Origin of the sequence: Bdellovibrio svalbardensis (assembly GCF_029531655.1) — a bacterium.
GTDB lineage: Bacteria > Bdellovibrionota > Bdellovibrionia > Bdellovibrionales > Bdellovibrionaceae > Bdellovibrio > Bdellovibrio svalbardensis.
Genome location: NZ_JANRMI010000001.1, coordinates 570162 through 596528, shown reverse-complemented (window position 1 = coordinate 596528; position 26367 = coordinate 570162). Strand labels below are relative to the sequence as shown.

The 26367-nt window shown below is 46.7% G+C and carries 24 protein-coding genes; 15 read left to right on the top strand and 9 right to left on the bottom strand.

From position 1 onward, the window contains the following. Positions 1-2: 2 nt before the first annotated feature. The 6 genes from NWE73_RS02965 to hemH are packed head-to-tail and all read left to right on the top strand — an operon-like array spanning position 3 to position 6116. Positions 3-854 carry a sensor histidine kinase gene (locus NWE73_RS02965; RefSeq protein WP_277576783.1) on the top strand — a complete coding sequence of 284 codons (852 nt, stop codon included), beginning with the start codon at positions 3-5 and terminating at the stop codon, positions 852-854. Beyond that, the gene (locus NWE73_RS02960; protein WP_277576782.1) at positions 851-1525 is read left to right on the top strand and encodes a response regulator transcription factor; all 675 of its coding nucleotides are present in this window, start codon (positions 851-853) and stop codon (positions 1523-1525) included. The genes NWE73_RS02965 and NWE73_RS02960 overlap by 4 nt, the downstream gene beginning before the upstream one ends. Further along, entirely contained in the window at positions 1522-2541 is a 1020-nt protein-coding gene (locus NWE73_RS02955; RefSeq protein ID WP_277576781.1) for a uroporphyrinogen decarboxylase family protein, read from the top strand. The genes NWE73_RS02960 and NWE73_RS02955 overlap by 4 nt, the downstream gene beginning before the upstream one ends. After that, positions 2538-3887: an oxygen-independent coproporphyrinogen III oxidase gene (gene hemN / locus NWE73_RS02950; RefSeq protein ID WP_277576780.1), complete on the top strand. Its 1350-nt coding sequence runs from the start codon at positions 2538-2540 to the stop codon at positions 3885-3887. The genes NWE73_RS02955 and hemN overlap by 4 nt, the downstream gene beginning before the upstream one ends. After that, positions 3884-5116 carry a protoporphyrinogen/coproporphyrinogen oxidase gene (locus tag NWE73_RS02945; RefSeq protein ID WP_277576779.1) on the top strand — a complete coding sequence of 411 codons (1233 nt, stop codon included), beginning with the start codon at positions 3884-3886 and terminating at the stop codon, positions 5114-5116. Before hemN ends, NWE73_RS02945 begins: the two co-directional genes overlap by 4 nt. Beyond that, a complete protein-coding gene (hemH, locus tag NWE73_RS02940) occupies positions 5109-6116 on the top strand; it encodes a ferrochelatase (protein ID WP_277576778.1) in 1008 nt (335 codons plus the stop codon). Before NWE73_RS02945 ends, hemH begins: the two co-directional genes overlap by 8 nt. Here hemH and NWE73_RS02935 read toward each other — a convergent pair. The 3 genes from NWE73_RS02935 to NWE73_RS02925 form a co-directional block, all read right to left on the bottom strand. Beyond that, positions 6113-7687 carry a methyl-accepting chemotaxis protein gene (locus NWE73_RS02935; protein WP_277576777.1) on the bottom strand — a complete coding sequence of 525 codons (1575 nt, stop codon included), beginning with the start codon at positions 7685-7687 and terminating at the stop codon, positions 6113-6115. The genes hemH and NWE73_RS02935 overlap by 4 nt on opposite strands. A 230-nt stretch (positions 7688-7917) precedes the next feature. Then, positions 7918-8598 (bottom strand): LrgB family protein, encoded by a 681-nt coding sequence (locus NWE73_RS02930; protein ID WP_277576776.1) that lies wholly within the window; start codon positions 8596-8598, stop codon positions 7918-7920. Next, entirely contained in the window at positions 8591-8950 is a 360-nt protein-coding gene (locus tag NWE73_RS02925) for a CidA/LrgA family protein (RefSeq protein WP_277576775.1), read from the bottom strand. The genes NWE73_RS02930 and NWE73_RS02925 overlap by 8 nt, the downstream gene beginning before the upstream one ends. A 146-nt stretch (positions 8951-9096) precedes the next feature. Here NWE73_RS02925 and NWE73_RS02920 point away from each other — a divergent pair, with 146 nt between their 5' ends. Both NWE73_RS02920 and NWE73_RS02915 read left to right on the top strand, forming a co-directional pair. After that, complete coding sequence (locus tag NWE73_RS02920; protein ID WP_277576774.1) at positions 9097-10446, top strand: D-alanyl-D-alanine carboxypeptidase; 1350 nt, start codon at positions 9097-9099, stop codon at positions 10444-10446. A gap of 8 nt (positions 10447-10454) precedes the next feature. Next, positions 10455-11114 carry an ankyrin repeat domain-containing protein gene (locus NWE73_RS02915; protein ID WP_277576773.1) on the top strand — a complete coding sequence of 220 codons (660 nt, stop codon included), beginning with the start codon at positions 10455-10457 and terminating at the stop codon, positions 11112-11114. A gap of 79 nt (positions 11115-11193) precedes the next feature. Here NWE73_RS02915 and NWE73_RS02910 read toward each other — a convergent pair whose 3' ends face one another. After that, the gene (locus NWE73_RS02910) at positions 11194-12828 is read right to left on the bottom strand and encodes a DEAD/DEAH box helicase (RefSeq protein ID WP_277576772.1); all 1635 of its coding nucleotides are present in this window, start codon (positions 12826-12828) and stop codon (positions 11194-11196) included. 63 nt (positions 12829-12891) lie between these two features. Further along, positions 12892-13734, bottom strand: coding sequence for an alpha/beta fold hydrolase (locus NWE73_RS02905; protein ID WP_277576771.1), 843 nt, complete (start codon positions 13732-13734; stop codon positions 12892-12894). A 77-nt stretch (positions 13735-13811) separates the two neighbouring features. Between NWE73_RS02905 and NWE73_RS02900 the strand changes: the two genes are divergently transcribed. Beyond that, a complete protein-coding gene (locus NWE73_RS02900) occupies positions 13812-14999 on the top strand; it encodes a poly(A) polymerase (protein ID WP_277576770.1) in 1188 nt (395 codons plus the stop codon). A 50-nt stretch (positions 15000-15049) separates the two neighbouring features. Continuing rightward, on the top strand, positions 15050-15550 hold the full coding sequence (locus NWE73_RS02895; protein ID WP_277576769.1) for a hypothetical protein: 501 nt from the start codon (positions 15050-15052) through the stop codon (positions 15548-15550). A 61-nt stretch (positions 15551-15611) separates the two neighbouring features. On the opposite strand, the gene NWE73_RS02890 is transcribed toward NWE73_RS02895, so the two are convergent. The 3 genes from NWE73_RS02890 to NWE73_RS02880 are packed head-to-tail and all read right to left on the bottom strand — an operon-like array spanning position 15612 to position 19608. Next, entirely contained in the window at positions 15612-16670 is a 1059-nt protein-coding gene (locus NWE73_RS02890) for a protein-glutamate methylesterase/protein-glutamine glutaminase (protein ID WP_277576768.1), read from the bottom strand. 11 nt (positions 16671-16681) lie between these two features. Then, complete coding sequence (locus NWE73_RS02885; RefSeq protein ID WP_277576767.1) at positions 16682-17557, bottom strand: CheR family methyltransferase; 876 nt, start codon at positions 17555-17557, stop codon at positions 16682-16684. Next, positions 17554-19608 carry a chemotaxis protein CheA gene (locus NWE73_RS02880; protein ID WP_277576766.1) on the bottom strand — a complete coding sequence of 685 codons (2055 nt, stop codon included), beginning with the start codon at positions 19606-19608 and terminating at the stop codon, positions 17554-17556. The genes NWE73_RS02885 and NWE73_RS02880 overlap by 4 nt, the downstream gene beginning before the upstream one ends. A gap of 303 nt (positions 19609-19911) precedes the next feature. Between NWE73_RS02880 and NWE73_RS02875 the strand changes: the two genes are divergently transcribed. Further along, complete coding sequence (locus NWE73_RS02875; RefSeq protein ID WP_277576765.1) at positions 19912-20409, top strand: chemotaxis protein CheW; 498 nt, start codon at positions 19912-19914, stop codon at positions 20407-20409. 175 nt (positions 20410-20584) lie between these two features. On the opposite strand, the gene NWE73_RS02870 is transcribed toward NWE73_RS02875, so the two are convergent. Further along, the gene (locus NWE73_RS02870; RefSeq protein WP_277576764.1) at positions 20585-22591 is read right to left on the bottom strand and encodes a transketolase C-terminal domain-containing protein; all 2007 of its coding nucleotides are present in this window, start codon (positions 22589-22591) and stop codon (positions 20585-20587) included. A gap of 37 nt (positions 22592-22628) precedes the next feature. On the opposite strand from NWE73_RS02870, the gene add reads away from it, so the two are divergent. From add to NWE73_RS02850, 4 genes are all read left to right on the top strand, one after another. Continuing rightward, positions 22629-23660 carry an adenosine deaminase gene (gene add / locus NWE73_RS02865; RefSeq protein ID WP_277576763.1) on the top strand — a complete coding sequence of 344 codons (1032 nt, stop codon included), beginning with the start codon at positions 22629-22631 and terminating at the stop codon, positions 23658-23660. Then, positions 23653-24249, top strand: a complete 597-nt coding sequence (locus tag NWE73_RS02860) for a DUF6624 domain-containing protein (protein WP_277576762.1) — start codon at positions 23653-23655, stop codon at positions 24247-24249. The genes add and NWE73_RS02860 overlap by 8 nt, the downstream gene beginning before the upstream one ends. Positions 24250-24286: 37 nt before the next feature. Next, positions 24287-25246 carry a prolyl aminopeptidase gene (gene pip, locus NWE73_RS02855; RefSeq protein WP_277576761.1) on the top strand — a complete coding sequence of 320 codons (960 nt, stop codon included), beginning with the start codon at positions 24287-24289 and terminating at the stop codon, positions 25244-25246. Positions 25247-25382: 136 nt separating this feature from the next. Beyond that, positions 25383-26354, top strand: coding sequence for a S1 family peptidase (locus NWE73_RS02850; RefSeq protein ID WP_277576760.1), 972 nt, complete (start codon positions 25383-25385; stop codon positions 26352-26354). Positions 26355-26367: the final 13 nt, after the last annotated feature.

Genomic DNA, 26367 nt, shown 5'->3' with positions numbered 1-26367 from the left:
CTATGACGAAGAAGTTCCTTAAACCTAACTTGAAAACGGCCTTGGCGATCATCTGGTTCGCCTTTACGTTTTCATTGGTGACATGGTGGTGGATCTTCTTCCTGCTTCGTTTCCGCGGAGACTCTTCTCATCGCATGTTTGCCTGGGAAGGCTCCATCCTGATTGCGGCCGTACTTATTGGCGGCATTGCTTTGGTGATCTTCAGTTACCGCGATCAAAAACGTCATCAGCGCCTGCGCTTCTTCTTTTCGACTTTCAGCCACGACATCAAAACGTCGATCGCCCGCCTGCGTTTGCAAGCGGAAGTCTTGGAAGAAGACCTTCACGGGAACAACAGTCCTGTGATGAAGCGCCTGATCCAAGACATTCAGCGCTTGGACCTGCAGCTTGAGAATTCCCTTCTGCTTGCGAATCTTGAAGAAGGGCATCTCTTGCGCGAGAAAGTTTCATTGAATAATCTTTTCGCGTCTTTGCGTAATGAATTTACAGATTTGTCGTTGGAGATCGAAAAAGAAGCCTTTATTCAAGGCGACCGCAGAGCTTTACTCAGCATTTTCCGCAATCTTTTGCAAAACTCCGTGATTCACGGCAAAGCCAGCACAGTCAAAATTAAAGTCCGTGCCCTTTCAAATCATCGCCTGGAACTTATTGTTGAAGATGATGGTTTGGGTTTTAAGGGCAGCCTGGCCAAGTTAGGATCGGAAATTTTGATTTCCACGGATTCCCGCGGCAACGGCATTGGCCTTCTGATCACAAAACGTTTATTGGGTAAAATGAAGGGCGACATTCATTTTACATCTAAAGAGAACTCAGGCTTCCAATCTATTATCCAGGTGGAGGGCTCTCTGATATGAGAAAGATCCTTCTGGTGGAAGATGACTTGTCTTTAGGTGAAACCCTCACAGAACGTCTTCGCAAAGACTATGAAGTGTCTTGGGGCAAAACTTTGGCGGAAGCCTGGGCTTTGTTTTCCAAAACCAAAGACTACGATCTTGTTCTTTTGGATGTTGGGCTTCCCGATGGCAGCGGCTTTGAATTGGCTGCTAAAATCAAACAGATCTCTCCGGTGCTTTTTTTGTTTTTGACGGCTCAAGCGGATGCGGAATCCCGCCTCAAAGGTTTTGAGCTGGGAGCGGAAGAATATATTCCCAAGCCTTTCCACTTAAAAGAGCTTTTGATTCGCGTGAAACACGTCCTGGATGCCCATGCTCCGGTTCGCGAAATCGTCTTGGACGAATGTGTGATTAATTTTTCAAATATGTCGGTCAAAAAATCATCGGGCCAAATCGAATACCCGCCGGTGACTGACATGAAGATCTTGCAGTTATTAATTGATAAATCTCCCCGAGTTCTTAGTCGTGATGAAATCATGAATGAGATTTGGGGCGTTGATAAAAACCCCAGTGTTCGCACCATCGACAATATTATTGTCCGCCTGAGACAGCTCTTAGGCGACGACGGAGAAAAGCATATCCGCTCCGTTCGCGGTGTGGGCTACCAATGGGCTACGGAGGAAACACCATGAATGAACTTTTTAAAAACGCACTTAACAGAACACCACAAAAGACTCCTCCAATATGGTTTATGCGCCAAGCAGGTCGCTATCATCAGCATTATCAGGCTTTGCGCGCCAAGCATTCATTCATGGAGCTTTGTAAACAGCCGGAATTGGCGGCGCAAGTGGCGCTAGGTCCTGTGGAAGAATTTGATTTCGACGTTTCCATCTTGTTCAGCGATATTCTTTTCCCTCTGGAAGCTTTGGGCATGGGCTTGGACTACACAGACCACGGTCCTCAGTTGGGCTATAGATTGTCTCATGAAACCATTGGCAACTTAGGTGACGTCAATAAGGCGATCGAGTTCATGCACTTCCAAAAAGACGCGGTCATTGCGACACGCCAGGTTCTTCCATCTAACAAAAGCTTGATTGGCTTTGTCGGTGGCCTATGGACTTTGTTTGTCTATGCAACCGAAGGTTCCCACGCGGGATCTTTGATTCAATCTAAAAAGAACATCCATTTATTCCCTAAGTTCCTGGAGAAAATGTATCCATTGATCAAGGAAAACATCCGCTTGCAGCTTGAAGGTGGTGTTGAAGTGGTTATGATCTTCGACACGGCAGCGGGTGAAGTTTCTCCGATGTTCTTCCAAGAATGGATTCAGCCCGTTCTGACCAGCCTTGCGAAAGAATACCCAGGAAAAATCGGATACTACTCTAAAGGCACTCAAGCTGTATTCTTCAACAAGGCGTTCACGGAATTGCCATGGGCAGGACAAGGTTTCGATCACCGTTGCTACATCCCAGAATGCTTTAAGATTCAAAATAAAGGCTTCGTCCAAGGAAACTTCGACCAAGGTCTTCTATTTATGGACGACGCTGATTTCAAAAAAGCTTTGAACAATTTCCTGGCTCCAATGAAAGACATGAGCATTGAACAACGTGCTGGCTGGGTTTGCGGACTTGGTCATGGCGTCCTTCCGAAAACTCCTGAAAAGAATGTAAAATTGTTTGTAGAGACTGTGCGCGAGGTGTTGTCATGATCAAAGACCTTTTGGCCAAATACGACGTCCCAGCTCCCCGTTACACGTCCTATCCGACAGTTCCTTACTGGGAAATCAATCCCACCACTGACCAATGGGTGAGTCACTTGAAGGCGACCCTTCAAGAAGGTCAGGGCGGCTGGTCTTTGTATCTGCATATTCCTTACTGTGAATCATTGTGCACCTTCTGCGGTTGCAACAACATCATCACTAAAGACCACAAAAAAGAATATCCTTACGTGGATATGGTCCTGAAAGAGTGGCAACTTTATTTGGATCAAGTTCCTGAGCTACTTCAGAAGCCTTTGAAACATATCCATTTGGGAGGCGGAACTCCAACCTTCCTGTCAGCTGAGGCCTTGACTCAACTTCTTCGTCCGATTTTGACTCGTGTGAAAATTGATCCGAATGATTTCGAGGGCTCTATTGAAGTGGACCCTCGCCGCACCAACGCTGAGCAATTAAAGGCTCTGCGTGAATTGGGTTTCACTCGTGTCAGCATGGGTGTTCAAGATTTCAATCCAGAGGTTCAACGCCTGGTGAACCGCATTCAACCTTATGAAATCACAGCAAACTTAACAAATGCCGCTCGCGATATGGGTTATTCTTCAGTGAACTTCGACTTGATCTATGGTCTGGCGAAGCAAACGGCAGAATCTATCCGCGAAACAGCGGAATTGACCGTAAAACTTCGTCCAGATCGCATTGCCTTGTACAGCTTTGCCTTGGTTCCATGGATCAAACCACAGCAGCGCTTGTTCAAAGACGAAGATCTTCCTAAGGCGACGGAAAAGCGTGAGCTTTATGAGATTGCTCGCGGCATCCTGCTGAAAGCTGGCTATATCGAAGTCGGTATGGACCACTTTGCCTTAGCAACTGACAATCTGAGTATCGCCTTGAAAGAAAAGCGTCTCCACAGAAACTTCATGGGTTATACCGATCAACGCACCGACGTGTTGCTGGGCCTCGGAGTTTCTTCTATTTCTGAAACTCCTTACAGCTTCCATCAGAACGAAAAAGTTTTGCCATTGTATGAGGCGGCTTTGAACGAAGGGCGTTTGCCAACTCTGCGTGGGCATGTCTTGACTGAAGAAGATCGTGTTCGTCGCCAGCAGATCTTAACTTTGATGACTCAGTATGAAGTTGATTTTGTCAGCGAAGAACAAGAGGAAGCATCGAAGCAATTCCTTCAAGAGATGCTGAATGACCATTTGGTTGAAATTCATCATCACAAGCTGATCGTGAAAGAAAAAGGTCGTCCGTTCTTGCGCAATGCCTGTGTCTTTTTCGATGAGCGCCTGAAGGCCAAGCAACCTCAAACGAAGATTTTCTCTCAATCTATATGAAAAAAATCAGCGTGATCGGAGCCGGCTTTGCGGGACTGACAGTGTCCCTCAGGCTGGCTCAAAAAGGCTATGCAGTAGATCTTTACGAAAGCAGCTCTCGGGTCGGAGGCCTTTTAGGCACCGATCGAACTGAGCACGGTATTGCAGAGCATGCCGCCAACGCCTTGATTCGCACAGAACGCGCTGAGAAGCTTTTCCAGGAGCTGGGCATTACTCCCAGCTATCCCCTCGATTCTTCAAAGAAACGCTTTATCTTCCGATACACGCCCAGAAAATGGCCACTGACTTTTCTTGAAACTCTTTTCTTTATCAGCAAGTTTCTACCGAAATTTTTATTCTCTAAAAGCTCCCTCAAACCCCGCGACCAGGAGACTTTGGAAAACTGGGGGCGCCGCAACCTGGGCGCCACTGCGACGGAGTACTTGCTGGGTCCCGCGATGCAGGGAATTTACGGCAATGAGATCTCAGGGCTGAGTTCAAAACTGATCTTGTCTCCTTTATTCTCTGGGCGAAGAGAAAAGTACAAAGGCTTGCTGACCGGCCCCGGCGGCATGCAGGATCTGATCAATAAAATTGAACTGCGCTTGAAAGAACTGGGCGTTCACATTCATACGAACAGCTCCGTGGACCTCAAGAATCTGCAAGGAGTCGTGATCATTGCGACTCCAGCCAACGTCGCTGCACAGCTTTTGGAAGACACCCATGCTGAACTCAGTGCGATTCTTACCAAAATCAGAATGTCCTCCTTGATGAGCTCCACTTTGTTCTTCAGCAAAGCTCAAGAGACCTATAAGGGTTTCGGTTGTTTAATCCCGAGAGGTTTTGGTATCAAAACCATGGGTATTTTAATGAACTCCTATATCTTTAAAGATCGCGACAAAACCTACAACGAAACTTGGATCATGGGCGGAGTCAAAGAAGAGCAACTTCTTGAAATGTCTGATGAGGCCATCTTGAAATTGATCGCCGAAGAGCGTTTTCAAGTCCTGGGTGCCAAACAGTCGTTGCTCGAATATCGCATCAACCGTTGGAACAAAGCGCTTCCTTATTATGATTTACATCTGGAAGAAGCTCAGAAAAAAATGGCGGACTTGAACTTGACTTTGGCAATCGAAGCTGATGCTAAGAAAATATTCCTTCACGGGAATTATTTAAGTGGCATTGGTCTGAGCAAAATTCTTGAACGCAGTGATTTATTGGCAGCAGAGATTGGACGACAGCATGGCTAAAACCGGTGTAATTCTTTTTAACATTGGGACACCTCGTTCTTATGAGGTGAATGACGTCAAAGAGTATCTTCTGGATTTCCTCATGGATAAGGACGTCATCAATTTACCTTTTATTATTCGCTGGCCCTTGGTTCATGGCATCATCGTCCCTCGGCGCGCGCCCTTTTCAGCGGAAAACTATAGAAAAGTTTGGATGAGCGAAGGCTCGCCGCTATGGGTTTACTCAAAACACTTTGCGGAAAAACTTCAAACCGAGATGGGTGCTGATTACAGCATCAAATTGGGCATGCGTTACAGTGAACCCTCCATTGAGACCTCTCTCAAGGAGTTCGCAGCTAAAAAAGTGGATTCCATCATTTTAGTTCCGATGTTCCCGCAATATGCCGATGCTACCACTGGCTCCATGCTGAAAGAGTTTGAACGCGTTAGAAAGAAGCACGGCATTCAAATTCCGACCAAAACTTTGCGTGATTTTTACCAAGATGACAGCTTTATTCAGCCCTCCGTGGAAATCCTTGAAGAGAGTCTGGAAAGTAAAAAGATTGATCACTATCTGTTTTCTTTCCATGGACTTCCCGAAAGTCATATTCGCAGAAATGAAGGATGCTTACGCTCTGAAGACTGCTGCTTTGAAAAATCAGCTTGTGAAAAACCTTGTTACCGCGCGCAGTGTTTTGCCACGGCGACCAAGATCGCTGAAAGCCTGAATCTGCAGTCATCCCACTGGAGTGTTTCATTCCAATCCAGACTGGGCCGAGCGGAATGGCTTAAGCCGTCCACAGAACACAGTTTGGAAGTTCTAGCGAAAACCGACAAGAAGAACGTCGCCGTCATCTGCCCATCGTTTGTTGCGGATTGCATCGAAACTTTGGAAGAAATCGCCATGGGCGGTGCTGAAACCTTCAAACATGCCGGTGGCGACAACCTTTACGTCATCCCCTGTGTCAATGAAGACGACCGCTGGGTTAAAGGCTTCGCCTCCAAACTTAAAGAGATCTAGGCAGCGTGAGCTGCCTTTTTTTCGAATTCATTCGAAGGACCAGACGCACTCTGCGGCCCCTCAATAATTGTAATTAGCTCTTGGACCATGTTGTGCATTTGCTTTGATCGTTTAGTGAGAACTTCTGCTGAGGCAGCACATTCTTCAGCCGCCGCCGCATTACTCTGCGTGACGCGATCTAGGTCATTAATAGACGCGTTGATCGAAGTGACCCCCTGAGCCTGCTCTGTGCTCGCGGTGGAGATTTCGATATTCAACGAAGTGAGCTTTTCAATCTGCAAGACGATTTCATTCAACATGGATCCACTGGCTTGAACGACTTCATGACCATTCTCAATTTTCTCAACACTGTCTTTGATAAGACCGGAAATCTCTTTCGCTGACGTCGCACTTCTTTGTGCCAAAGCGCGCACGGCCTCGGCAACAACTGCGAACCCTTTTCCTTGTTCTCCAGCTCGAGCTGCCTCGACAGCGGCATTCAATGCCAAAAGATTCGTCTGGAAGGCGATATCATCGATGACGGTGATAATCTCTTCAATTTTTTTAGAACTCTTGGCAATCTCGTCCATCGACACAATTAATTTTTCAACTTCGTCTTTTCCAGTTCGAGCTTTGACTTGCGCCTGCTCCGCCAAGGTCCTGGCTCCATTGGTATGTTCCGCATTCATGCGAATCATGCTCGACATTTCCTCTGTCGCTGCCGTCGTTTCTTCCAGGGATGCCGCTGCCGTTGTCGCGGCGGCACTCAAGTCACTTGATGATTTGGAGATCTCAACACTGGCTTGGGCCACACCCGTTCCCGCATCCTGAAGTTTTTCAGCAATTCCTGAAAGGGCCTTCATTGGAGGTCGCAAAATTACAAATGCCAATAACAATGCAACAACCGACAGACCGCCTGACCAAGCGATAATATACCAAGTCGCACTTGCTGCAGCGGCTTTAATTTCTGCTTTGCTGGAGATCACACCAAAGGCTCCATGGAGTTTTCCATCAGACCAGTTTTCCATTTGATAACCCAAAATATCTTTGCCGTTTTTCCACGGAGATTTTGCCGGATCACCATGACAATTCATACAACCTTGTGACGCTGACAATCTGACAGGACGGTACACAATGATGTCCTGCTCGGTCGAAGTAGAGATCTCACGCAGTTCAGGATTTTCTAAAAACCTCTTATAGATTTCCATCTCAGAAGCGGTGGCTTTGTTATCTGGATTGCGAGGCTCATCTGAAAAAATACGGAAAGTATAACCTTCTTCTTTAGCACCTTCCGCCCCCACTTTCATCGCGGCAAAAATAGGAACTTGTTTTAGAATTGTGTGCTTCGCATCCTTGGGAAGATTTCCATCGGCATAAGTACTGACCGCCTTTTCAATACTTGCATCCAATCCACCTTGAGCGGCGACATAGGACCGAACTGCTTCCAGGCGGGAGAGAATCGCTTTTGATTTCTCAATCAGTTGCTGTTCTCCTTGCGCAGAAATACGTGACGATGAAACAAAAACAGCAGCAGCAGTACAGATGATACAAGCGAGTGCGATGCTTAACATTACCTTGGTGTTGAACTTCATGCTGGGTCTCCTTGAATGGTTCTAAACTTCACACGCTTGTTCGGTGAAATTTGAAAACTCAATAGGACCCCATATTGCAAAATGCTCCGCCAAGCCCCTTTGGATACAATGATTGCGTAATCTTAATATTCAAGCTGTAGAGCAAATACTCACACCGGACTAAAGAAAACAGTAATTAATTTATGATTTCAATTTCGAAATCATAAACTTTCGCGTTTCACCGAGAAAAACTAGGGAATTAAAAACAACAAAAGAGGAACAAGAATCGCTGTCATCAAGCCATTCAAGGCCATTGCCAATCCAGCAAAGGCACCTGCTACCGAAGACACCTGAAAAGCGCGAGCTGTACCCAAACCATGAGAAGCCAACCCCAAAGCAAAGCCCTTCACTGCAGGGTCTTTGACTTTGACCATGCCCAAAATAGACGTCGCAATCGCCGCACCAAAAAGACCTGTGATCATCACAAACACTGTCGACAGTGAAGCGATGCCCCCGATTTTTTCAGATACACCCATAGCAATCGGAGTGGTCACAGATTTCGGCGCCAAGGACAAAAGAATTTCGTGAGGTAAACCAAACGAAGCCCCAATCAATACCGCGCTAAAAATTCCAATCACAGAGCCCACTATCAAAGAGAGGCACAGTGGGACCAGCAGCTTCTTCAATTTTTCCAACTGGGCAAAGAGTGGCAACGCCAAAGACACCGTTGCCGGCCCCAACATAAAATGAATCGGGCGAGCTCCCTGGAAATACTCTCTATAGGGAATTTTAAATATCAAAAGGATTGCCGAAATAATCAGGATCGAGAGCACCGCGGGACTGAGCAGAGGATGATTGTTCAGCTTCGTGCTGGCTTTTCGCGAAGCCAAATAGACTCCCAAGGTCAGAATAAGCGAGAAGATCTCAATCATGAGATTCCCCTTTGCCCGAGCACTTCAAAACCCAGTGGAAAATCAGCGCGGTGGCGACAATGGTGATCGTCGTGCTGAAAATAATTGTCAGCACCATCCCCACTCCATATTTGCCAAAAAGATCAAAGTACTCGATCAACCCCACACCGGCTGGAATATAGAACAAAGATAAATGAGTGGTAATAAACTGGGTCAGACTTTCAACGTGGCCCTTCATTGGCTTCCACAAAAGCAGGGCCAAAAAGAAATAAACCATTCCCAAGACAGGGCCCGGGATAAACAAATGGAAAAGCTGGACAGTCCCCTCACCAAGAAGTTGAAAGGATAGTAATATAAAGAGGGCCAAAAGCATGAGCCTACTGTACGCCCAGTGTGTCTCAAATTGAACCGCAATTTTTGGCACTGTCGAAGAATGAGACACCTGTAACTAAAAGGATTGGAGATAGAGCTGGTATAGAACTTGGAAAAAGGTCCACGAGTTTAAAGATTGGAGCCCCGATGATCTCACGTAAGCTGGTAAACGCTGCCTCCCTGACCCTAGGATTGAGCCTGATGGCCTCATCAGCCATGGCCAAAGTGGAAATGAACGCCATGTGCTTTATGAAACAAAGCGACACGGCTGCGCAGGCATTCAATCCTACAAAGGAAGAGATCGCCGATGATTCCGTTTTAAAAAAGAACCCCACCAACGTGACTGATAAAGATGTCGAAACGAAATTTCGTATCGCCTCCCTCTCAAAGGTTTTAACAACCCAGTGGGCGATTGCGAAACTGGGGCCTGAGTATCGCTTCAAAACCAAAATTCATGTCACACCGGGTTCAAAAACAGCGAACTGCAATATCCATATTGAAGGCGACATGGATCCGTATATGGGTCGCGATATGTTGACTCGTATTTTCACACAACTAAAACCAAAACTGCAGGCGCAGAACTGCAAGTTCATCGAAACCTTCTCTTATGATCAGTTCTTCCCGGTGTACTTGGATGTTATGAAGCATCAAAAGGATCACGCAGCAGGCTGGGAAGATCCGGCTCGCTATTTCAATTCAACAAAAACTAAAAATGACCTGACAGCATTTATAAAGCTCAAATCAGGCCTTCGCGGCAATTTTGATAATATCGGCGTGGTCACGAAAGATCGCTACTCCGTGTATTTGAAAACCGTTCCTTCAAAGACTTTCTCTGTGAAGTCTCGTCCTTTGCATATGATCTTGAAGGACCTCAACAAGTACTCATTCAACTATCCACCGAATGTGATCTTTGAAAAGTTGGGTGGCGCGGAAGGCTACAAGAAATTCGTGGCTGACCGTATGAAGTTAAGTGCCAATGATATTGAGATGTACAATGGTTCGGGATACCCAGCCATCATTGATGGAGTGAAACTATATAATCTGGTTTCTTGCTCTGCACTTGTTCATATCATGCAAGACCTTGATAAGACGATTGAGGCCTACAAAGGTTCACGCCCTTTCCAGATGGCTGACGTCATGGCTGTTGGCGGATCGGGCGAATCATACTCCACTTTTAAGGGTCTCTACGGTTCGAGCACTTACGACAACACCTTGGTTGCAAAAACGGGCTCTGCGGATAAGGCGATTACTTTCGGCGGCATGCTTTCCACAAAAGATGGCGACCTCTTCTTCGCAGTCCTCACCTCACCGGACAATTACGGAGGTGCAGACACCACAAACGCGCGTGTCCTGATCCGTTCTTTGGTGCAGACGTTGGCGGAAAGACAAAAGCTCACGAAGTTTAGCTACAAGCAACTTGGCGATATGAACCCTACGGATGATCAGTCTACATTGGTTGAAGAACAGACTTCGAAAGTTTCAACAAGTTTGAAATAGGAGCTCTTATGAATAAGAAATTCGCAGTTCTCGTTTCTCTCTCTCTGGCGCTGGTTGTGCAAACAGCCTGCGCAGGGACTGCCAAAAAGGAAACTGCAGGCACCACGAGCCCCCTAATGAGTGCTTCGGCCGAAGGCGACGTTAAAAAACTCAACTCTTTAGTAAAATCAAAAGTTGATATCAACGCGAAAGACAAAGCCGGCTACACAGCATTGATGGTGGCGGCCTCGAACGGTCACCAGGAAGCTGCGAAGTTTTTGTTGGAACACAAAGCCGATGTGAATATCAAGAACCAAGAAGGCCAGACAGCTTTGTACTTTGCTTTGGTCAATGAACAACCAGAAATCGCTCTTGATCTGATCAAACAAGGGGCGATGGTTGATGATATCAGTGGTGAAGGTGAATCAGCGCTTTTGATCGCCACCACAGCAAATCAAAATGACATTATGAATTTGCTTATCAAAAAGAAGCCGGCATTGGTCAACAAAGCCAGCAACGCCAGTACGACACCTTTGATGGAAGCAGCACGTTTTGGATCCGCAAAAACGGCAAGCATCTTACTGAAGGCCGGAGCTGACAAGAAAGCGAAAAATCAAAACGGCAAAACCGCCCTTGATATCGCGATCAAGGCTCAAAACGAAGACGTTGTGAAACTACTGAAGAAGTAGAGATCAAAGAGCAAAAAAAGGAGCCGCAGGGCTCCTTTTTTATTTCAATTTAGATTCCAAGAAATCTGAAACTAAAACCTTACGAGAAAATCTTCTTAAAGAATCCCGCAATTTTTTGTCCCACGCTCTTAGGAGCTGGAGCTTTCTTCGCGTGCTGGTAACCGCCTGGTTTACGTCCACCTTCAATTTTCTTGATAGGTCCGCTGCCACGATTTTCGTGACGTTTGTGAGCGTGTTGTGGGCGCTGTCCATCTTGGCGTTTGTGTTCTGTATGTTTGTGCTCTGGACGTGGCGGTCTTTCCGTTTTCGTTCCTTGAGCAATAGGGCCTGAACCTTGACCTTGTCTGTGTTCACCACGAGGTCCACGGTCACCTTCTCTGCGAGGACCACGGTTGCCATCACGGCCTCCGCCTTCTCTACGAGGGCCACGTTCGCCTTCTCTGCGAGGGCCGCCTTCACGACGAGGTCCACGGTCTCCACCCTCTTTGCGAGGCCCACGATCCAATGATTTTGGATAGTGACCATCGAAATGAGATGGGAAAGGTTTGAACTCTTGAAGAAGCTGATCATTTTCAAGATAGCCCACTTCAATTTTATGCTTCAAATATTCTTCAATGCGCGCCAAGGACTCGATGTCTTTATCGCCAACCAATGAGAACGCTGAACCTGTTGTTCCCGCACGGCCGGTACGACCAATACGATGAACGTAAGATTCGCTGTCCATTGGAAGTTCGTAGTTGATCACAAGGTCTACGCCTTTGATATCCAAACCACGGGCAGCTACGTCTGTCGCCACTAGAATGTTCAAATGATTTTCAGCCTTGAACTGTTCAATCACGCGATTGCGCTGCGCTTGAGTCAACAAGCTCGAAATCGCCATCGCTGGAACTCCGTTATCCACCAAGAACTTGGTGATCTTCTCAACATTCAATTTGAAGTTTGTGAAGATGATCGCTTGTTTTGGATTCTGTGCTTTTAACAAAGAAAGAAGATGTTGAGGCTTCTCATTGCTACCGACGTGGAAGATTTGGTCCTTCACGTTGTCAGCTTTTGCCTGGTCACGGCTGATGTTGATCTCTACCGGTTCAGAACCGAACTGATAGATCGTGTTCAAAACATCGAAATTCAATGTGGCAGAGAACACCAGGATCTGACGTTCTCTAGGGATTCTTTGCAAGATGAACTTCATATCATCTTTGAAACCCATGTCGAACATACGATCCGCTTCATCGAAGACGACTGCACGCACTTGTTTCAAATCAACAAGATGTTCCTTGTAAAGGTCAATCAAGCGACCTGGGGTTGCTACGATAAACTCAACGCTATTTTTAAGAGCGTCTTTTTGTTTGTCATAACCAGTGCCGCCGTAAATCGCAAATCCGCGCAAACCTGAATCGATGCTCAATTTCAAAATATTATCTTGAACTTGTTCCGCCAATTCGCGAGTTGGAACCAGAATCAAAATAAAGTTTTGTGGTTTCCAATCTTTGAAAGCGCGTTTTTCGATAATTGCTTTTTCTTCTTCACTCACGTCGCCAGGGGCTGGGCGAGCGCGAAGAATACGCTCCATCAAAGGAAGAACGAATGCTGCTGTTTTGCCTGTGCCTGTTTGCGCAAGACCTGCGACGTCTTTCCCATCGAGAACGTGTGGGATGGCCTGCTCTTGAACTGGGGTGCAATCTTCATAACCAAGTTTGGTGATTGCGGATGCCAATGTGGCTTCTAAATTTAACTCTGAAAATTTCAACTTTTACTACTCCGGGTTTAAGCCCCAAAATTACTTTTCAGGGCTGGGAAAGTCACCAACAAAGCTCTTTAGGGCCTCTACAAAGGCCTGAGCTTGATCTGAATGGACCCAATGTCCAGCGCCGGGTATTACGACGCCCTTAATCATTGGATTGCTGGCTAACATGGCTTCGTAATTCTGCTGGCTCAGCTCCTGCGAGCTTTCCCCCCTGATCAACAGAGTGGGAACCTTTAGATCTCTGACCTCCTGCCATCGATCCATATTACGACCTGCCTTAACTGACTCAATGATAGCATACTTTGAGAAGCGCCAATCGACGGTCCCGTCTGGTTTTTCCTCCATATTGCTATAAAAGAACTTCGACAAGACTTCGACGTTTTCTCGGGTCTTAGCCTTCTGAATAAAGTCCTCAGCAAAGAATTTGCGGGCCTCATCTCTGCTCGCAAAGGGTGTGGGAGCCAGATTCAACAAATAAGCATAATACTCATGGGCGTTGGCGCTAGATTCGGGGCCGATGTCCTCAATTACCAGTTTATCAACGTATTCGGGGTATTTAGAGGCAAAAACCAGGACATTGCGGCCTCCCATGGAGTGGCCGACCAGGTTGAACTTCTTCCAGCCCAGCTCGTCGACAATCTTCTTCAAATCATCGGCATAGTCTTCAGGACTGTAACCAGATTCAGGTTTGAAAGATCGACCGTGGCCCCTTTGATCAAAAGCAAGGCATCGTTCGGTCTTTTCCAAGCCTGAAATGATTCGTCGCCAGTTTTGTCCAAAACCCATTAGACCGTGAATAAAGATCCACTTTCGAGGCTCTGGACTGCCTGTTTCTGGACCATAGAATTGATGATTGAAGTTATCGAGATAAGCCATGATTTTCCCATCCTGCGCCCGCCTTTCGGGTATTTCAAGTTTGAATTTTAAGGGGAAAGCGTTTAGATTCAGCCTCGATGAATTCTCAACAAAAGCCTCAGCTTCATGAAGACTGGATTGATTCCTTTGCTCTTCGAATTGTTAAAAACCTCCAAGAGTCTGGTTTCGAAACCTACTTAGTGGGCGGCTGCGTGCGCGACCTTCTGGTTGGAATTCATCCCAAGGACTTCGATATCGCGACCAGTGCTCTACCGAACCAGGTCCGTAAAAAAGTTTCTAATGCCTACATCATTGGCCGTCGTTTCAAACTTGTTTTGGTCAAACGCGGCGATCAGCAATTCGAAGTCGCTACTTTCCGTCGCAATGTCAGCTCTGAAGAACTGGCGGCGCAAACAGAAGAAGATGCTGTTGAAGGTGATAATTACTTCGGTACGGTTGAAGAGGATGCCCAACGCCGCGACTTCACCGTGAATTCCATTTTCTACGACCCTGTTCAACGCAAGTTGATCGACTACACGGGCGGCATCAAAGATATCGAAGACCGCGTGCTTCGCATGATCGGCGATCCTAAAGAGCGTCTGATCGAAGATCCTATTCGCATCCTGCGTGCGATTCGTTTATCGCACAAATTGCACTTTTCGATTGAGTCCTCGATGCGTTCTGCAATTGCAGAATGCAGTGGCGAGCTTAAAAAGTCAGCCCTGCCACGTCGTCGTGAAGAATGGTTGAAGTTCTTGCGCCTGAAAGAGCCTCATTTGGCCTTCATGGAGCTTTTTGATTTGCACATCCTTGAGCAAATCCTTCCAGGCCTGCACTCTGTCTTTGTGGATCCCGCAAAAATGGAAATCTTTGAGATCCATTTGGCGCGCATCAACCAAGCGGGCATCGACAAGCAAGATCCCACAGAACTTTTCGCAGCCTTCATGTTTGCTTTCATGAAAGCTCAATACGGTGAAGAGTCTTGGACCAATGCTGAAGTGTTCGATGATCCAAAACTTGCTTATTTTATGCGTGAAGAACTGGGCATCTTTAAACAAGAAGCTCTGGTTTTGATGAAGGCGATGCATTTGATGTCAGGTCTTCGCAAAATCGACGTTTACTCCCGCAAAGGAGAGCGCCGTCAGATGGCCTTCGTTTCCAACGATTGCTTCGGTCTCGCTCTCAAATTGTCGATGATGGATTACTCTCTTTCGGCAAATGAAATTCATTACTGGCTACAACAGATCGAAAAATTCAGTGGCGGCAAATCCGCTCCTGTTCACTGATTTTCTGCCCACACTCCCGCCCCTTGGGTGGGATTCTTTAGGAGTGCCCCTTGAAATTAGTTTCTTTTAAGACCCTAGATGCTGCTATTGAGCTTGTTTCGACAATTGATAGCGATGAAGACATGATCAAACTGACGGATGGACTTTTTGAAGGCCAACCGGATCTTGCTCAATTCCTGGTGGACTTCGCGGAAGACCTCAATGAAGAGGCTCAGGATCTGATCGTAATCATGGGTTTGATTATCTGGAGATCTGTCGTGGCGACCTATGGCACTCTTCGCGCAATGCCAGAAGAGGAAGTCATCAGCCTTTACGAAGCTTTTGAAGCGGCCATGCCTGACGACGAAAATATCACGGAAGAGTGGTTTGTTTCGCTCATTAAGAACGCCGAAGAGTTCTGCCAACCGGAAGTTTTCAAGTACATCATTGCTGAGTTGTTCCAGGATGCGCCTGAGGATAGCACTTTGACTGACGTTGAAAATACCCAACTGACTTTGGGATTGAGATTCTTTACGCAAGCTCTGAACGAGCTGGCAAAGGAAGCGAAATAATTATTCAGAAGGTTTCGCAGCCCCACTTAATAAAAGTGGGGCCTTTGAACTAAAAAGAGTCTTAAGCAGCATTTCGAGCTGAAAGCTGTTTCAAAAGATCTCCGGCAATTTTATCAAGAGCCAGAACCTTATCTGCAGCACCCAAGGCCACCGCGGCCGCAGGCATTCCATACACCACGCATGTTTCTTCATTTTGCGCGACCGTATAGGCACCTGCATTTTTCATCTCAAGCAAACCCTCTGCGCCGTCCTTACCCATACCGGTCAAAACAACACCCAAGGCATTCTTACCCGCAAACTTTGCGACTGATTTCATGAGATAATCTGCAGCGGGACGCACACTGTGCAAGGCTGGCCCCTGATGAAGCTTCACGTAGTAATAAGCACCACTGCGCGTGATCTCCATGTGGTAGTTGCCCGGCGCGATCAACACACGACCTGGAACGACCTGATCACCTTCTTCGGCTTCCTTCACTTCGAAGGGAAACATCTTATTGAGATTGTCAGCAAATGACTTGGTAAAACCCGGTGGCATGTGTTGCACCACCACAGTTCCAGGAATATCCGCCGGCATGCCTGACAAGAAGACTTTCAAAGCCTCAGTTCCACCTGTCGAAGATGCCACGGCAATCATTTGATGGGTTGTTCTGGCCAATGAAGTACGCGCCACTTTCGCCACAGGCCCCGAGGGTGCTGCAACTTTCGCGATCGCATTCACGCGGGCTTTGGCGACCACACGCACTTTCTCAATGATATCTTTAGACAAAGTTTCCAATGACTGACTGACGTCAATCGACGGCTTTTCCATGATCTCAATCGCACCCGCTTCTAAAGCACGGAAGTAAGTTTCGGATCCGGTTTTCGCCAAGCTAGAAAAGATGATTGTGCGAGTGGGAAAATGCTGCATAACTTTTTCCAGGAAGCTGATGCCATCCATACGTGGCATCTCCACATCCAAAGTCATCACGTCAGGCTTCAGTTGCACAAGTTTATCGCGTGCAATATAGGGATCTGACGCCGTTCCCACCACTTCAATATCAGGGCTGGAAGAAAATATTTTTTCTAAAAGTTTACGAATCACTGCGGAGTCATCAACAATTAGAACACGAATTTTAGCCATACGGCTTCCCCTTAAATCTTCTGATAAACCGCACGTGACAGCGGCTTGAGGTTTGAATGTTTTACGTTGCCTGACTCAGAATGTCCTAAAATCAAATAGCCACCAGGCGCCAAACAAGAGGTCAAATTATCGATGACCCTTTTTGTTGTTGCTTCATCAAAGTAAATCAAAACGTTTCTGCAGAAGATCACATGGAACTTATGCTGAAACTCGTACTTTGGATTCATCAGGTTGAATTGGGCAAAGCGGATCATGTTATGAATTTGATCTTTTGCTCTGAAAAACTCATCCCCGTTGGATTTTACTTTTTCAAAATATTTGCTTCGTTGTACAGGCGGAAGCCCCTGCATCTCACGCTCTTCATAAGTGCCCACAGAGGCTTTTTTCAAAACCTGCAAGTCAATATCCGTCGCCAAAAGACGAACTTTTGCACTTGGCATCTCTGCCTGCGCCTCACAAGCTGTGATCGCGATGGTGTAAGGCTCTTGGCCTGTACTCGCAGCAGCACACCACATACGAAGATCGTTTCCACATTTCTTAGCCAACTCTGGCAGCGCTTTCTGAAGGAAATCAAAATGATTCGACTCACGATAGAAAGAGGTCATATTTGTGGTCAAAGCCGAGATGAATTCCTGAATTAGGTCATTATTACCTCTTTCAAGCAATCCCCAATACTCTTCGTACGACTTCAAAGAGTGCCTGCGCAACAGCTTCACAATGCGATTGCGAATCAGAGCGTGATTTTTTGGAGTGAACGGAAGATCCACACCCGCCAATTCATACATCTTCGTCGCAAACTTGGTGTACAGCTTGTCAGAGAGCTTGATCTCTTCAAAGTCATACAACGCTGACGTTGCTTCGGTATTCACTTTTTTTACAGCACTCATGCAGCCGCCACATCTCTATTTCTAGCAATATTATTAACCAACGCACTTGGATCAAGAATAAGAACTGTACGACCATCACCGAGGATTGCTGCTCCTGCCACCTCAGGGATTTGCACTCCTGTCGTAATTGGTTTTACGACCACCTGTGCTTGTCCTAAAACATCATCTACAGGGAAAGCCATCTGACCGGTCATAGACTCAATAACAACAAGCATGGTCTCTTCACGGCGAGCACTCAATGAGGTTTCGCTGCGCTTTACTAACATGTCGTCTTTTTTATTGAGTTTCCAGTTGATAGAGCCCAAAGTTTTCGACACATCAATCACTGGCAACAAGAGTCCACGGATGCTTGCCACTTTTCCGGCATTAGAAACATTCGTGTAGTCCTTAGGTTGTACTCTAACGATTTCACGGATTGAATGGATTGGCAGAATATAGCGGGCGCCATCCAAAGCCACGATGATACCATCGGTAATTGCCGTGCTGAGAGGAATCGTCAGACGGAAAGTCGTTCCCACTCCAGATTTAGACATGATATTGATTTTACCATTGATCTTATCCAAGTTTGATTTCACGACATCCAAACCAACGCCACGGCCGGAAAGATCAGAAATCTTATCTGCAGTCGAGAATCCCGGTTGGAAAATATATTGGAAGACAGTTTCGTCTGGAATTGTCGCTGGGTCTACCCCCTGAGGCACCAATCCTCTTTCAATCGCTTTGCCCAATACTTTTTCACGGTTAATACCACCACCGTCATCGATAATTTCGATGACAACGTTACCGCCATTTTGCTTCGCCGACACTGTGACTTTCGCCGTCGCAGGTTTGCCGCGTTGTTGACGGGTCTCTCTTTTCTCAATCCCGTGATCCATAGAGTTACGAACCAAGTGAACGAGAGGATCGCCAAGAAGTTCAAAGACTGTTCTTTCAACCTCTGTCTCTTCACCCACCAATTGCAAATCGACAGGCTTATCCAAAGTCAAAGAAACGTCGCGCACGATACGTTGAATTTTAATGAACATAGATTTAAGCGGGGTCATACGAATGCTCAAAGTTTTTTCGTACAATTCACGCACAGCCTTATCGAGTTGGTCCACGATAGCTTCAAGACGAAGATTGACTCCGCTGCGAACCGTTTCATCGTGCACCAGCTGATTTTTCAAGACAACCAACTCACCGACGGCATCAAGAACTGAGTCAACGCGACCTGTATCAACTTTGATAGCGCTGGCTGCTGGTTTGCTTGGGCCCTTCGGTCCACCGCCATCGCCCGCCGCTTTGGGAGGAGTCGGCGCTGCAGCCTTCGGAACAACTTTCAATGCGACAGGGGCAACGGGTGCCGCCACAACTGGCGCAGCTTTTTCTTCCATTTCAACAACAGGCTCTGGAGCCGGTGCCACATGCAAAGCCGGAGCAGGAGCAGCCGCAGCCGCTTCTTGAGCTCGGAACTCTGCCTGATCTTCAGGAGATAATCCCGCAAGCAACTCTGCAAGCAGTTCATGGTTTGTGAAGTCTTCCTCTGGCGGAGCGGAAGCGGAAACTGCTTCTGCTGCCGGAGTCACGGCAAAGAAATCATCGGGCGCTTGCTCTTTGACTTCTTCACTGACCGGAGTCACTTCTTCCGGCTCGTGATGTTTTTTCTTTTTACCAGAAAGTGATTCTGTAATTTCAATCAATTGAGCTTTCAAAGCGGAAGTGTCCCATGGGCCACCCTGTCCTTGTTGCAAAGCCGCGATGCGATTTTTCAATTCATCGCCCGACACAAGCAAGAGTGAAATGGCATTTGGATTCACCAACTCGGGCCGCGAACGAAGAAGATCCAAAAGATCCTCCATCACGTGGGCAAACTTTGCGAGATCCATCAAACCCACAGCTGCTGCACCACCCTTTACGGAATGGGCCACACGGAAGATATCTGTTAAGTCTTTTGCAGGTTCTTGACTGGTTTCCAATTTGATCATCGACTCTTCATATTGTTCCAACATGAAGGCTGATTCGTTGAGGAAATCTGACTGCAGTTCTTCGAAAAAGGAATTGTCACCGCTCATTACTATGCTCCGTGAATGCTTTTAAGTGCTTTTAATCATTAAAAGTATCGGCCTTTAGACGTCAGACCTATTTCCTTCCTTAGTCTAGAGAAGCGCCATTTAATGGTGAACTAGTCCTTTGGTACCCTTCCTTGCAAAGGAATTATAAAAAGCAATCGGTTCGTCGAGCCGTGTTTCATTCTGAGTCGGACATGGGGGACTTAACTAAAAATTAACAACTTCGCAAATATCTCTTAAGTCCCCCTGATTTTCGCACGAAAAGAATGTGTATTCCATTTTTTCCACTGTGAAAGGCAATAACATATGAGCGATTTATCTATGAAAGCTAAGCCGGGCCAATACCTCACCTTCCAATTGATGTCTGAGCAATACGGTGTCGCTATCGAAACCGTACGCGAAATCAATCAGTTTGGTGAAATCACACCTGTTCCGCGCACACCTGACTACGTAAAGGGTGTTATGAATCTGCGTGGTAAAATCATTCCTGTTGTAAATCTTCGTATCAAGTTTGGTATGGATTCTCAGGATACGACTCGCGACACATGCATCATTGTGATCGACACTGAAATCGGTCAAGTGGGTATGATCGTAGACTCTGTTAAAGAGGTCGTAGATCTTCAAGAAAATCAAATCGAGCCTTCTCCAGTGCTTGGCAACGAAAACGCTATGTCTTTCGTACGCGGCATGGGTAAAGTCGACAACAAAGTCGTGATCTTGGTGGACATCGTATCTGCATTCTCTGCAGATCAAATGGGTGTTATGGCCAACTTCTCTCACAATGAAGAAGCAAAAGCCGCTTAAGGTACCTGCTTCCTTTTGATTTAAAAAAGTACAAAAAAGGCGCTGTTCTTCTTAGAACAACGCCTTTTTTTATTTTTCAGCTTAAGCAAATTTATATGCCGATTGGATCACGCCAAATTGAGGACTTCCCCGACTTCCTGTGTTCTTTTTTGAACGAAAAGGAAGCAGGTACCTTTTAAAGAGCGGCGGTTACGATCGCTGAGGCATCAACTTTGTGTTTCTTATAAAGCTCAAGAGCTGTGTAAGAGCTTTGGCCAAACTCCCCGTGCACGCCCAGTGATTTCAATTTGATCTCAACCCCAGCTTGCAAAAGCGCATGAGCCAGCATTTGGCCGAAGCCACCAATTACTTGGTGATCTTCGACAGTCACCAGACGGCCTTGAGTTTTTGCCAAAGTGGTTTTGAAAGTGGCAACGTCGACATGATTGACGTTTGCACAGTTCACAACAACGGCACCCACACCTTGAGTTTCCAGTTGCTTCGCGGCTTCCAATGCTTGTGGCACCAACGAACCCGTCGTCGCAATCGTCACAGACTTCGCTTTGCCCGCAGTTGTATCAGCAAGCACCTGCGCTTTTTTCAAGTCATAAGCGGTACCGGCAACATAAGTCTTAGGGAAGTTTTCACGCCCCAAGAAAAAGATAGAGCTGTTCGGAACTTTTCCAGCTTTGCGATCTTTCGCAAAGTTTTCAAGAACCGTAAACATCAAAGCATCTGCTTCTTCGCTGCAAGACAATGAGTAAACATCAACATGCGGAATGGATGAAACCATCGCCATATAGCTCAAAGCCTGGTGAGAAGCACCATCAGCAGCATCTTGGAAACCAGTATGAGAGAAAACCGCAACAATCGGAGCTTCCGACAAAGCACCCATCGTCAAAGGCAAAGCGCCTTTAGTCACACCAAATTGCGCAAAAGTATCCACAACAGGGATATAGCCCAATTTTGAAAGACCCGCCGCCGCTGAAACCATGTTGCTTTCCGCAACACCGACATCGAATGAATCCTGTGGGAATTCTTTTCTAAATCCAGCAACCCCTGTAGAGCCAGGAAGATCTGAAGTCACAGACAAAACTGGCAAGCCCGCTTTACGCGCGCGAACCATCGCAGAAGAAATACCTGTTTGAATTTTCTCGCCAGAATCTTTCACAGCTTTGGCTTTAATGTCCGCTTCCCACTTGTTGAGTTCATCAATCCAAGTGTTGTAAACAGCCGGCAAAGCTTCGCCTCCGTAAATTTCAGACAAGAAAGCAGGTAATTCAGAAGGAGATTTCAGAGGAAAACCATGACCACCCGAAGCCGACTCTGCCGTTTTCTTGGTTCCAATTCCCTTAATTGTTTTTGCCCAGATCGCCACTGGAACTTTAGGATTTGCTTTCGCAGACTCAACCGCCTCTGCAATCGCATCGAAACATTTTTGCAAATTGTTTCCATCCGCCAAGGTGATGATCTTCCAACCCAACGCCTTCAAAGATTCGAAGCTTGGATTCATAGAGAATGATTCCTGATCAATACGACCAGAAAGTTTTGTATTGTTATCGCTGATGAGCAAAACGTAAGGAGCCAGTTTGCCGGCTTGAGCAAGACCCGGAATAGCTGCGTAGGCTTCCTTCGCTTCGCCTTCCATGCTGGCACCGTCAGAAATCGCTGTGATCGTCACTCGGTTTTTGCCAGAGAACGCTTCTCCCATTGCCAAACCTTGAGTTTGTGGAAAAGCAGAACCCAACGGACCGTTAGAGACAAAAACGCCTTCTGGGAAACAGTGAACTTCACCGTGACCAGTCAAACCACTCTCGATCGAACGGAATTTTTTCAACGAATCAATCGTCAATCCTGCCATGTTGTAATTTGCTTTCAAAGCATACAAACCATTTTCGCAGTGACCGGCATCGTTGACGATATGGAAAAGGTCGAACCATTGCTTCTTCTCGCGTGTTGCCACATCGAAAACAAAACCGTGCAACGCGGACATCAATTCCGCGAAGGCCGCAGGACCACCGTAATGGGAAGCAGCGCCACCCAAGACAGCATTCATATCCATCAAAGAAACCAGAGCACGTGTTGAGCGTGGATCTGCCACTGGAATGGAACGTCCGTCTTTGCTTTTTACAAAGCTTTTAAATTGAGGTTCTTGAGAAGGATTGCCCGCGAGTTTTGTTTTGATTTGAATAGGTTCTGTCATAGGGTTATGTTTTACTTCCCAAGACGAGGAACTTCAAATGCAAAAACTGTTTTCCCAGAACATTCGCGATCTTTTGAAAGTCGAGCTGCACAGGCATTTGGACTGCTCAGTGCGTTGGAGCACTCTGGTTGAATTGGCCCCCCAAGTTGGCATCCAGCTGGCCCCAACTTCGCAAGGCCAAAAGGACCAGTTCCTTATCACAAAACCCATGAAAGACCTGGGTTCTGTGCTCGGCAAATTTCTCAACGCACAAAAAGTTTTAGCCAGCGAAGAAATACTCACGCGTATTGCATTTGAAGCCTGCGAAGATGCTTACAACGATGGAATCCGTCTTTTGGAGCTTCGTTACGCACCCACCTTCATCGCAGATGGCCACGCCTCACTCGACTTCGAGAAGATTCATCGCTCCCTGACAAAAGGTGTCGACATGGCAAAAAAGAAATTTGCCATGGCTGTAGGAATGATCTGCATTGTTCAGCGGGTAAAACCTTACAACATTGCGGAAAAGGTTGTGGATTTCGCTATCGATCACAAAGACAGCTTCATTGCTTTGGACTTGGCAGATAATGAAGAAGGCTTTGATCCGAAAGCCTTTGCACCTCTCTTCCAAAAAGCCAAGAAAGCCGGCCTTCACATCACTGTGCATTCCGGCGAAACACCCAATGATCTGGCTGCGTCCTGGGTCAAAGACTCCGTTGAAATTTTAGGGGCCGAACGCATCGGCCACGGCATTCAAATTGTCAGAGATTTAAATATTCTTAATTTCGTGCGCGATCATAAGATTCCTCTGGAAGTATGCCCGATCAGCAACTATCTCACCCAGTCTTTTGAAACATACGAAGCGCATCCAATTCGCAATCTCGTCAACAGCGGTGTCCTGGTCACCATCAACTCGGATGACCCTGGTGTCTTTGCAACCACCCTCAGCGATGACTATGAAGTTCTTCACCGCGTGCATAACTTCAGCGAAGAGGACTTCCGTCGCTGCAACCAGATTGCCTTCAACGCGAGTTTTATTTCCGACCAGGAAAAAGCTCGATTCAAACAGGACTTCTTCAATCATGGCTAACAAATCGTGGACTGAAATTGGCGAAGAAATATTGCACATGATGCGTGAAGATCAGGCGGTGCGCGATGCCCTCGCCGAGACCGGCGAGCTTTTTCACGGCTATCATCCGGCGATGGAGAAAATTCATCTGAAGAATGCGCACAAATTGAAAGAGATCATCGACGAGAAGGGCTTCCCCACCACCGACGTGGTCAGCAAAGAAGTCTGCACCGCCGCGATAAAAATAGTTCTTCACGCAATCAGCCTGCCTGAATTTATGCGGGCCCAGGAAGTTATTTTGCAAGATCTGGCCAAGGCCAACAAGGTCCCCAAAATGTACGTCGCGACCCTCATTGATCGCATTCGTTTTTACGAGGGCCGAAAGCAAGTCTACGCGACCAACGCCGACTGGGATGAAAACGGAATACTGCGTATCACCGATGTTGAAGATGAAGAAAATTTAAATAAACGCCGAGCCGCCATGGACTTGGATCCCATTGAAAGCCTGGTCATCACTCCCCTTACCGGCGAATACCATCCACCGAACCCCCAGAAGCGCTATCAAGAATATCTGGAGTGGACCCATAAAGTTGGATGGCGCACTAAATAGTAAATCGATTTTGAATCAAACCTGTGAAAGGAAATTTATGACCGCAACTCTTCGCGAATTCTATCCACCCATTGAGCCGTACAACAAAGGCTTCCTCAAAGTTTCAGAGCTTCATAATTTATACTATGAAGAAGTTGGCAATCCCCAAGGCAAACCCGTGGTTTTCTTGCACGGCGGGCCCGGCGGCGGAGTGGCTCCAGATCACCGCAGATTTTTCGATCCTAAAATATATCGCATCGTCTTGTTCGATCAACGCGGTTCAGGACAATCCACTCCCTGTGCAGAGCTTCGTGAAAATACGACTTGGGATCTCGTCAAGGACACGGAAACCATTCGTGAGTTTTTGAAAATCGACAAATGGGTTGTTTTCGGCGGCAGTTGGGGTTCGACATTGGCATTGGCCTATGCAATCACTCATCCGGACAGAGTGAAAGCCCTCGTCTTGCGTGGAATTTTCCTGTGCCGTCCATCAGAAATTAAATGGTTTTATCAGGAAGGTGCTTCGCAAATTTTCCCTGATGTCTGGGATGAATACTTAAAACCAATTCCTGAAAATGAACGTCATGATCTAGTCAGCGCCTACTACAAACGCCTCACACATCACGATGCCCACATCCGTTTGGAAGCTGCGACGGCGTGGAGTAAATGGGAAGCGGCAACTTCTCGTTTGTATATGGATCCAAGTGCTGTTGATGAATTCGATGATCCTGATTTTGCGTTGAGCTTTGCGCGTATTGAGTGTCACTACTTCACTAATAACGCTTTCTTTAAGACCAACAATTGGCTTCTTGAGAATGTCGATAAGATTCGCCACATCCCTGGATTCATCGTTCAGGGTCGTTACGATGTGGTGTGCCCGGCGAAGTCAGCTTGGGAACTTCATAAGGCATGGCCAGAAGCAAAATTTACAATCATCGCAGATTCCGGACATGCGGCTGCGGAGCCCGGAACTCGCTCAGCTCTAATAGAAGCGACAGACGCCTGCAGATCCCTGTAAGAACTTCATGAATAAGCGCTCTTTCGAGAGCGCTTATATCAGGCATAAGTATTAATTTGTTGTAAACCGGTGCCAAATTGGGTTTATTCACTTCACGCACCGCGCATCGCGATGCAGCACTATCCGGGGGGATTAAGTGGGACTGAATAAAAGTCTGATCGTAGGGGTTCTTTCAACACTTTCTTTCGCTGCCTGCACTCCACAAAACAGCGAAACTTCACAGCTTCAAACTTCCAACTCACAACTTGATTCGTCAGCAATTATTGACGGCAAACTAGTTGCCCCTAACGAGGCGATCGCAAAAAGCATCGTCGCAATTTACTCTCAAAATGACGATGAAAACGGCGGAGCGATCTGCACAGGATCTCTTCTTCCAGGAAACCTGGTTCTAACGGCTGCTCACTGTGTAGATAAATACATGACAATCATTTTTGCTCCAGATATCGACTCAGCTTCTGAAAGCCAATCTCGTCCTGTCGATGCGGCGCAAGTTTCTCCATACTGGGCAACTCGTCAGACTGCTCAGAAAGATCAAGGCGATATCGCGCTTATACACTTCCAAGGAAGTGTTCCAAAAGGCTTCGTTCCGGCGACTTTCCTGACTGACATGTCTGCACTTAAAAATGGAACTACGGTTTTACTTGCAGGTTACGGCACAAATAAAGTTGTCCAAACACCGATTGATAAAAACACTTACCCTGATTTGATCAATGCGATTCAAACCGGCAAAGTGGTTTGTGATGATCCAATGAACCTTACAAATTGTGCTGAAGTGGCAATGCCTGGATCTGGCGTTCTTCGCAAAACTGCAGTGAAAATTGCCGACAACAAACACGGCATGACAGAGGTTCTTTTGGACCAAACTTCAGGTACTGGCGCTTGTCACGGTGACTCTGGCGGCCCAGCTTATGTTGCCATCAAAGGTAAATTGTACCTTTGGGGTGTTACAAGCCGCGGAGCCAATGACCCAAGAAATGACTGTTCTAAAAATGCAGTCTACACAAACGCTTACGCTTACAAAGTATGGATCAGCCAAACTGCTAAAAAAATGGTCACATCTTTGACGGATCCAAACAGACTTAACAATGTTGCAACAAACGGCAACTAGTTAGTTCCCAAAC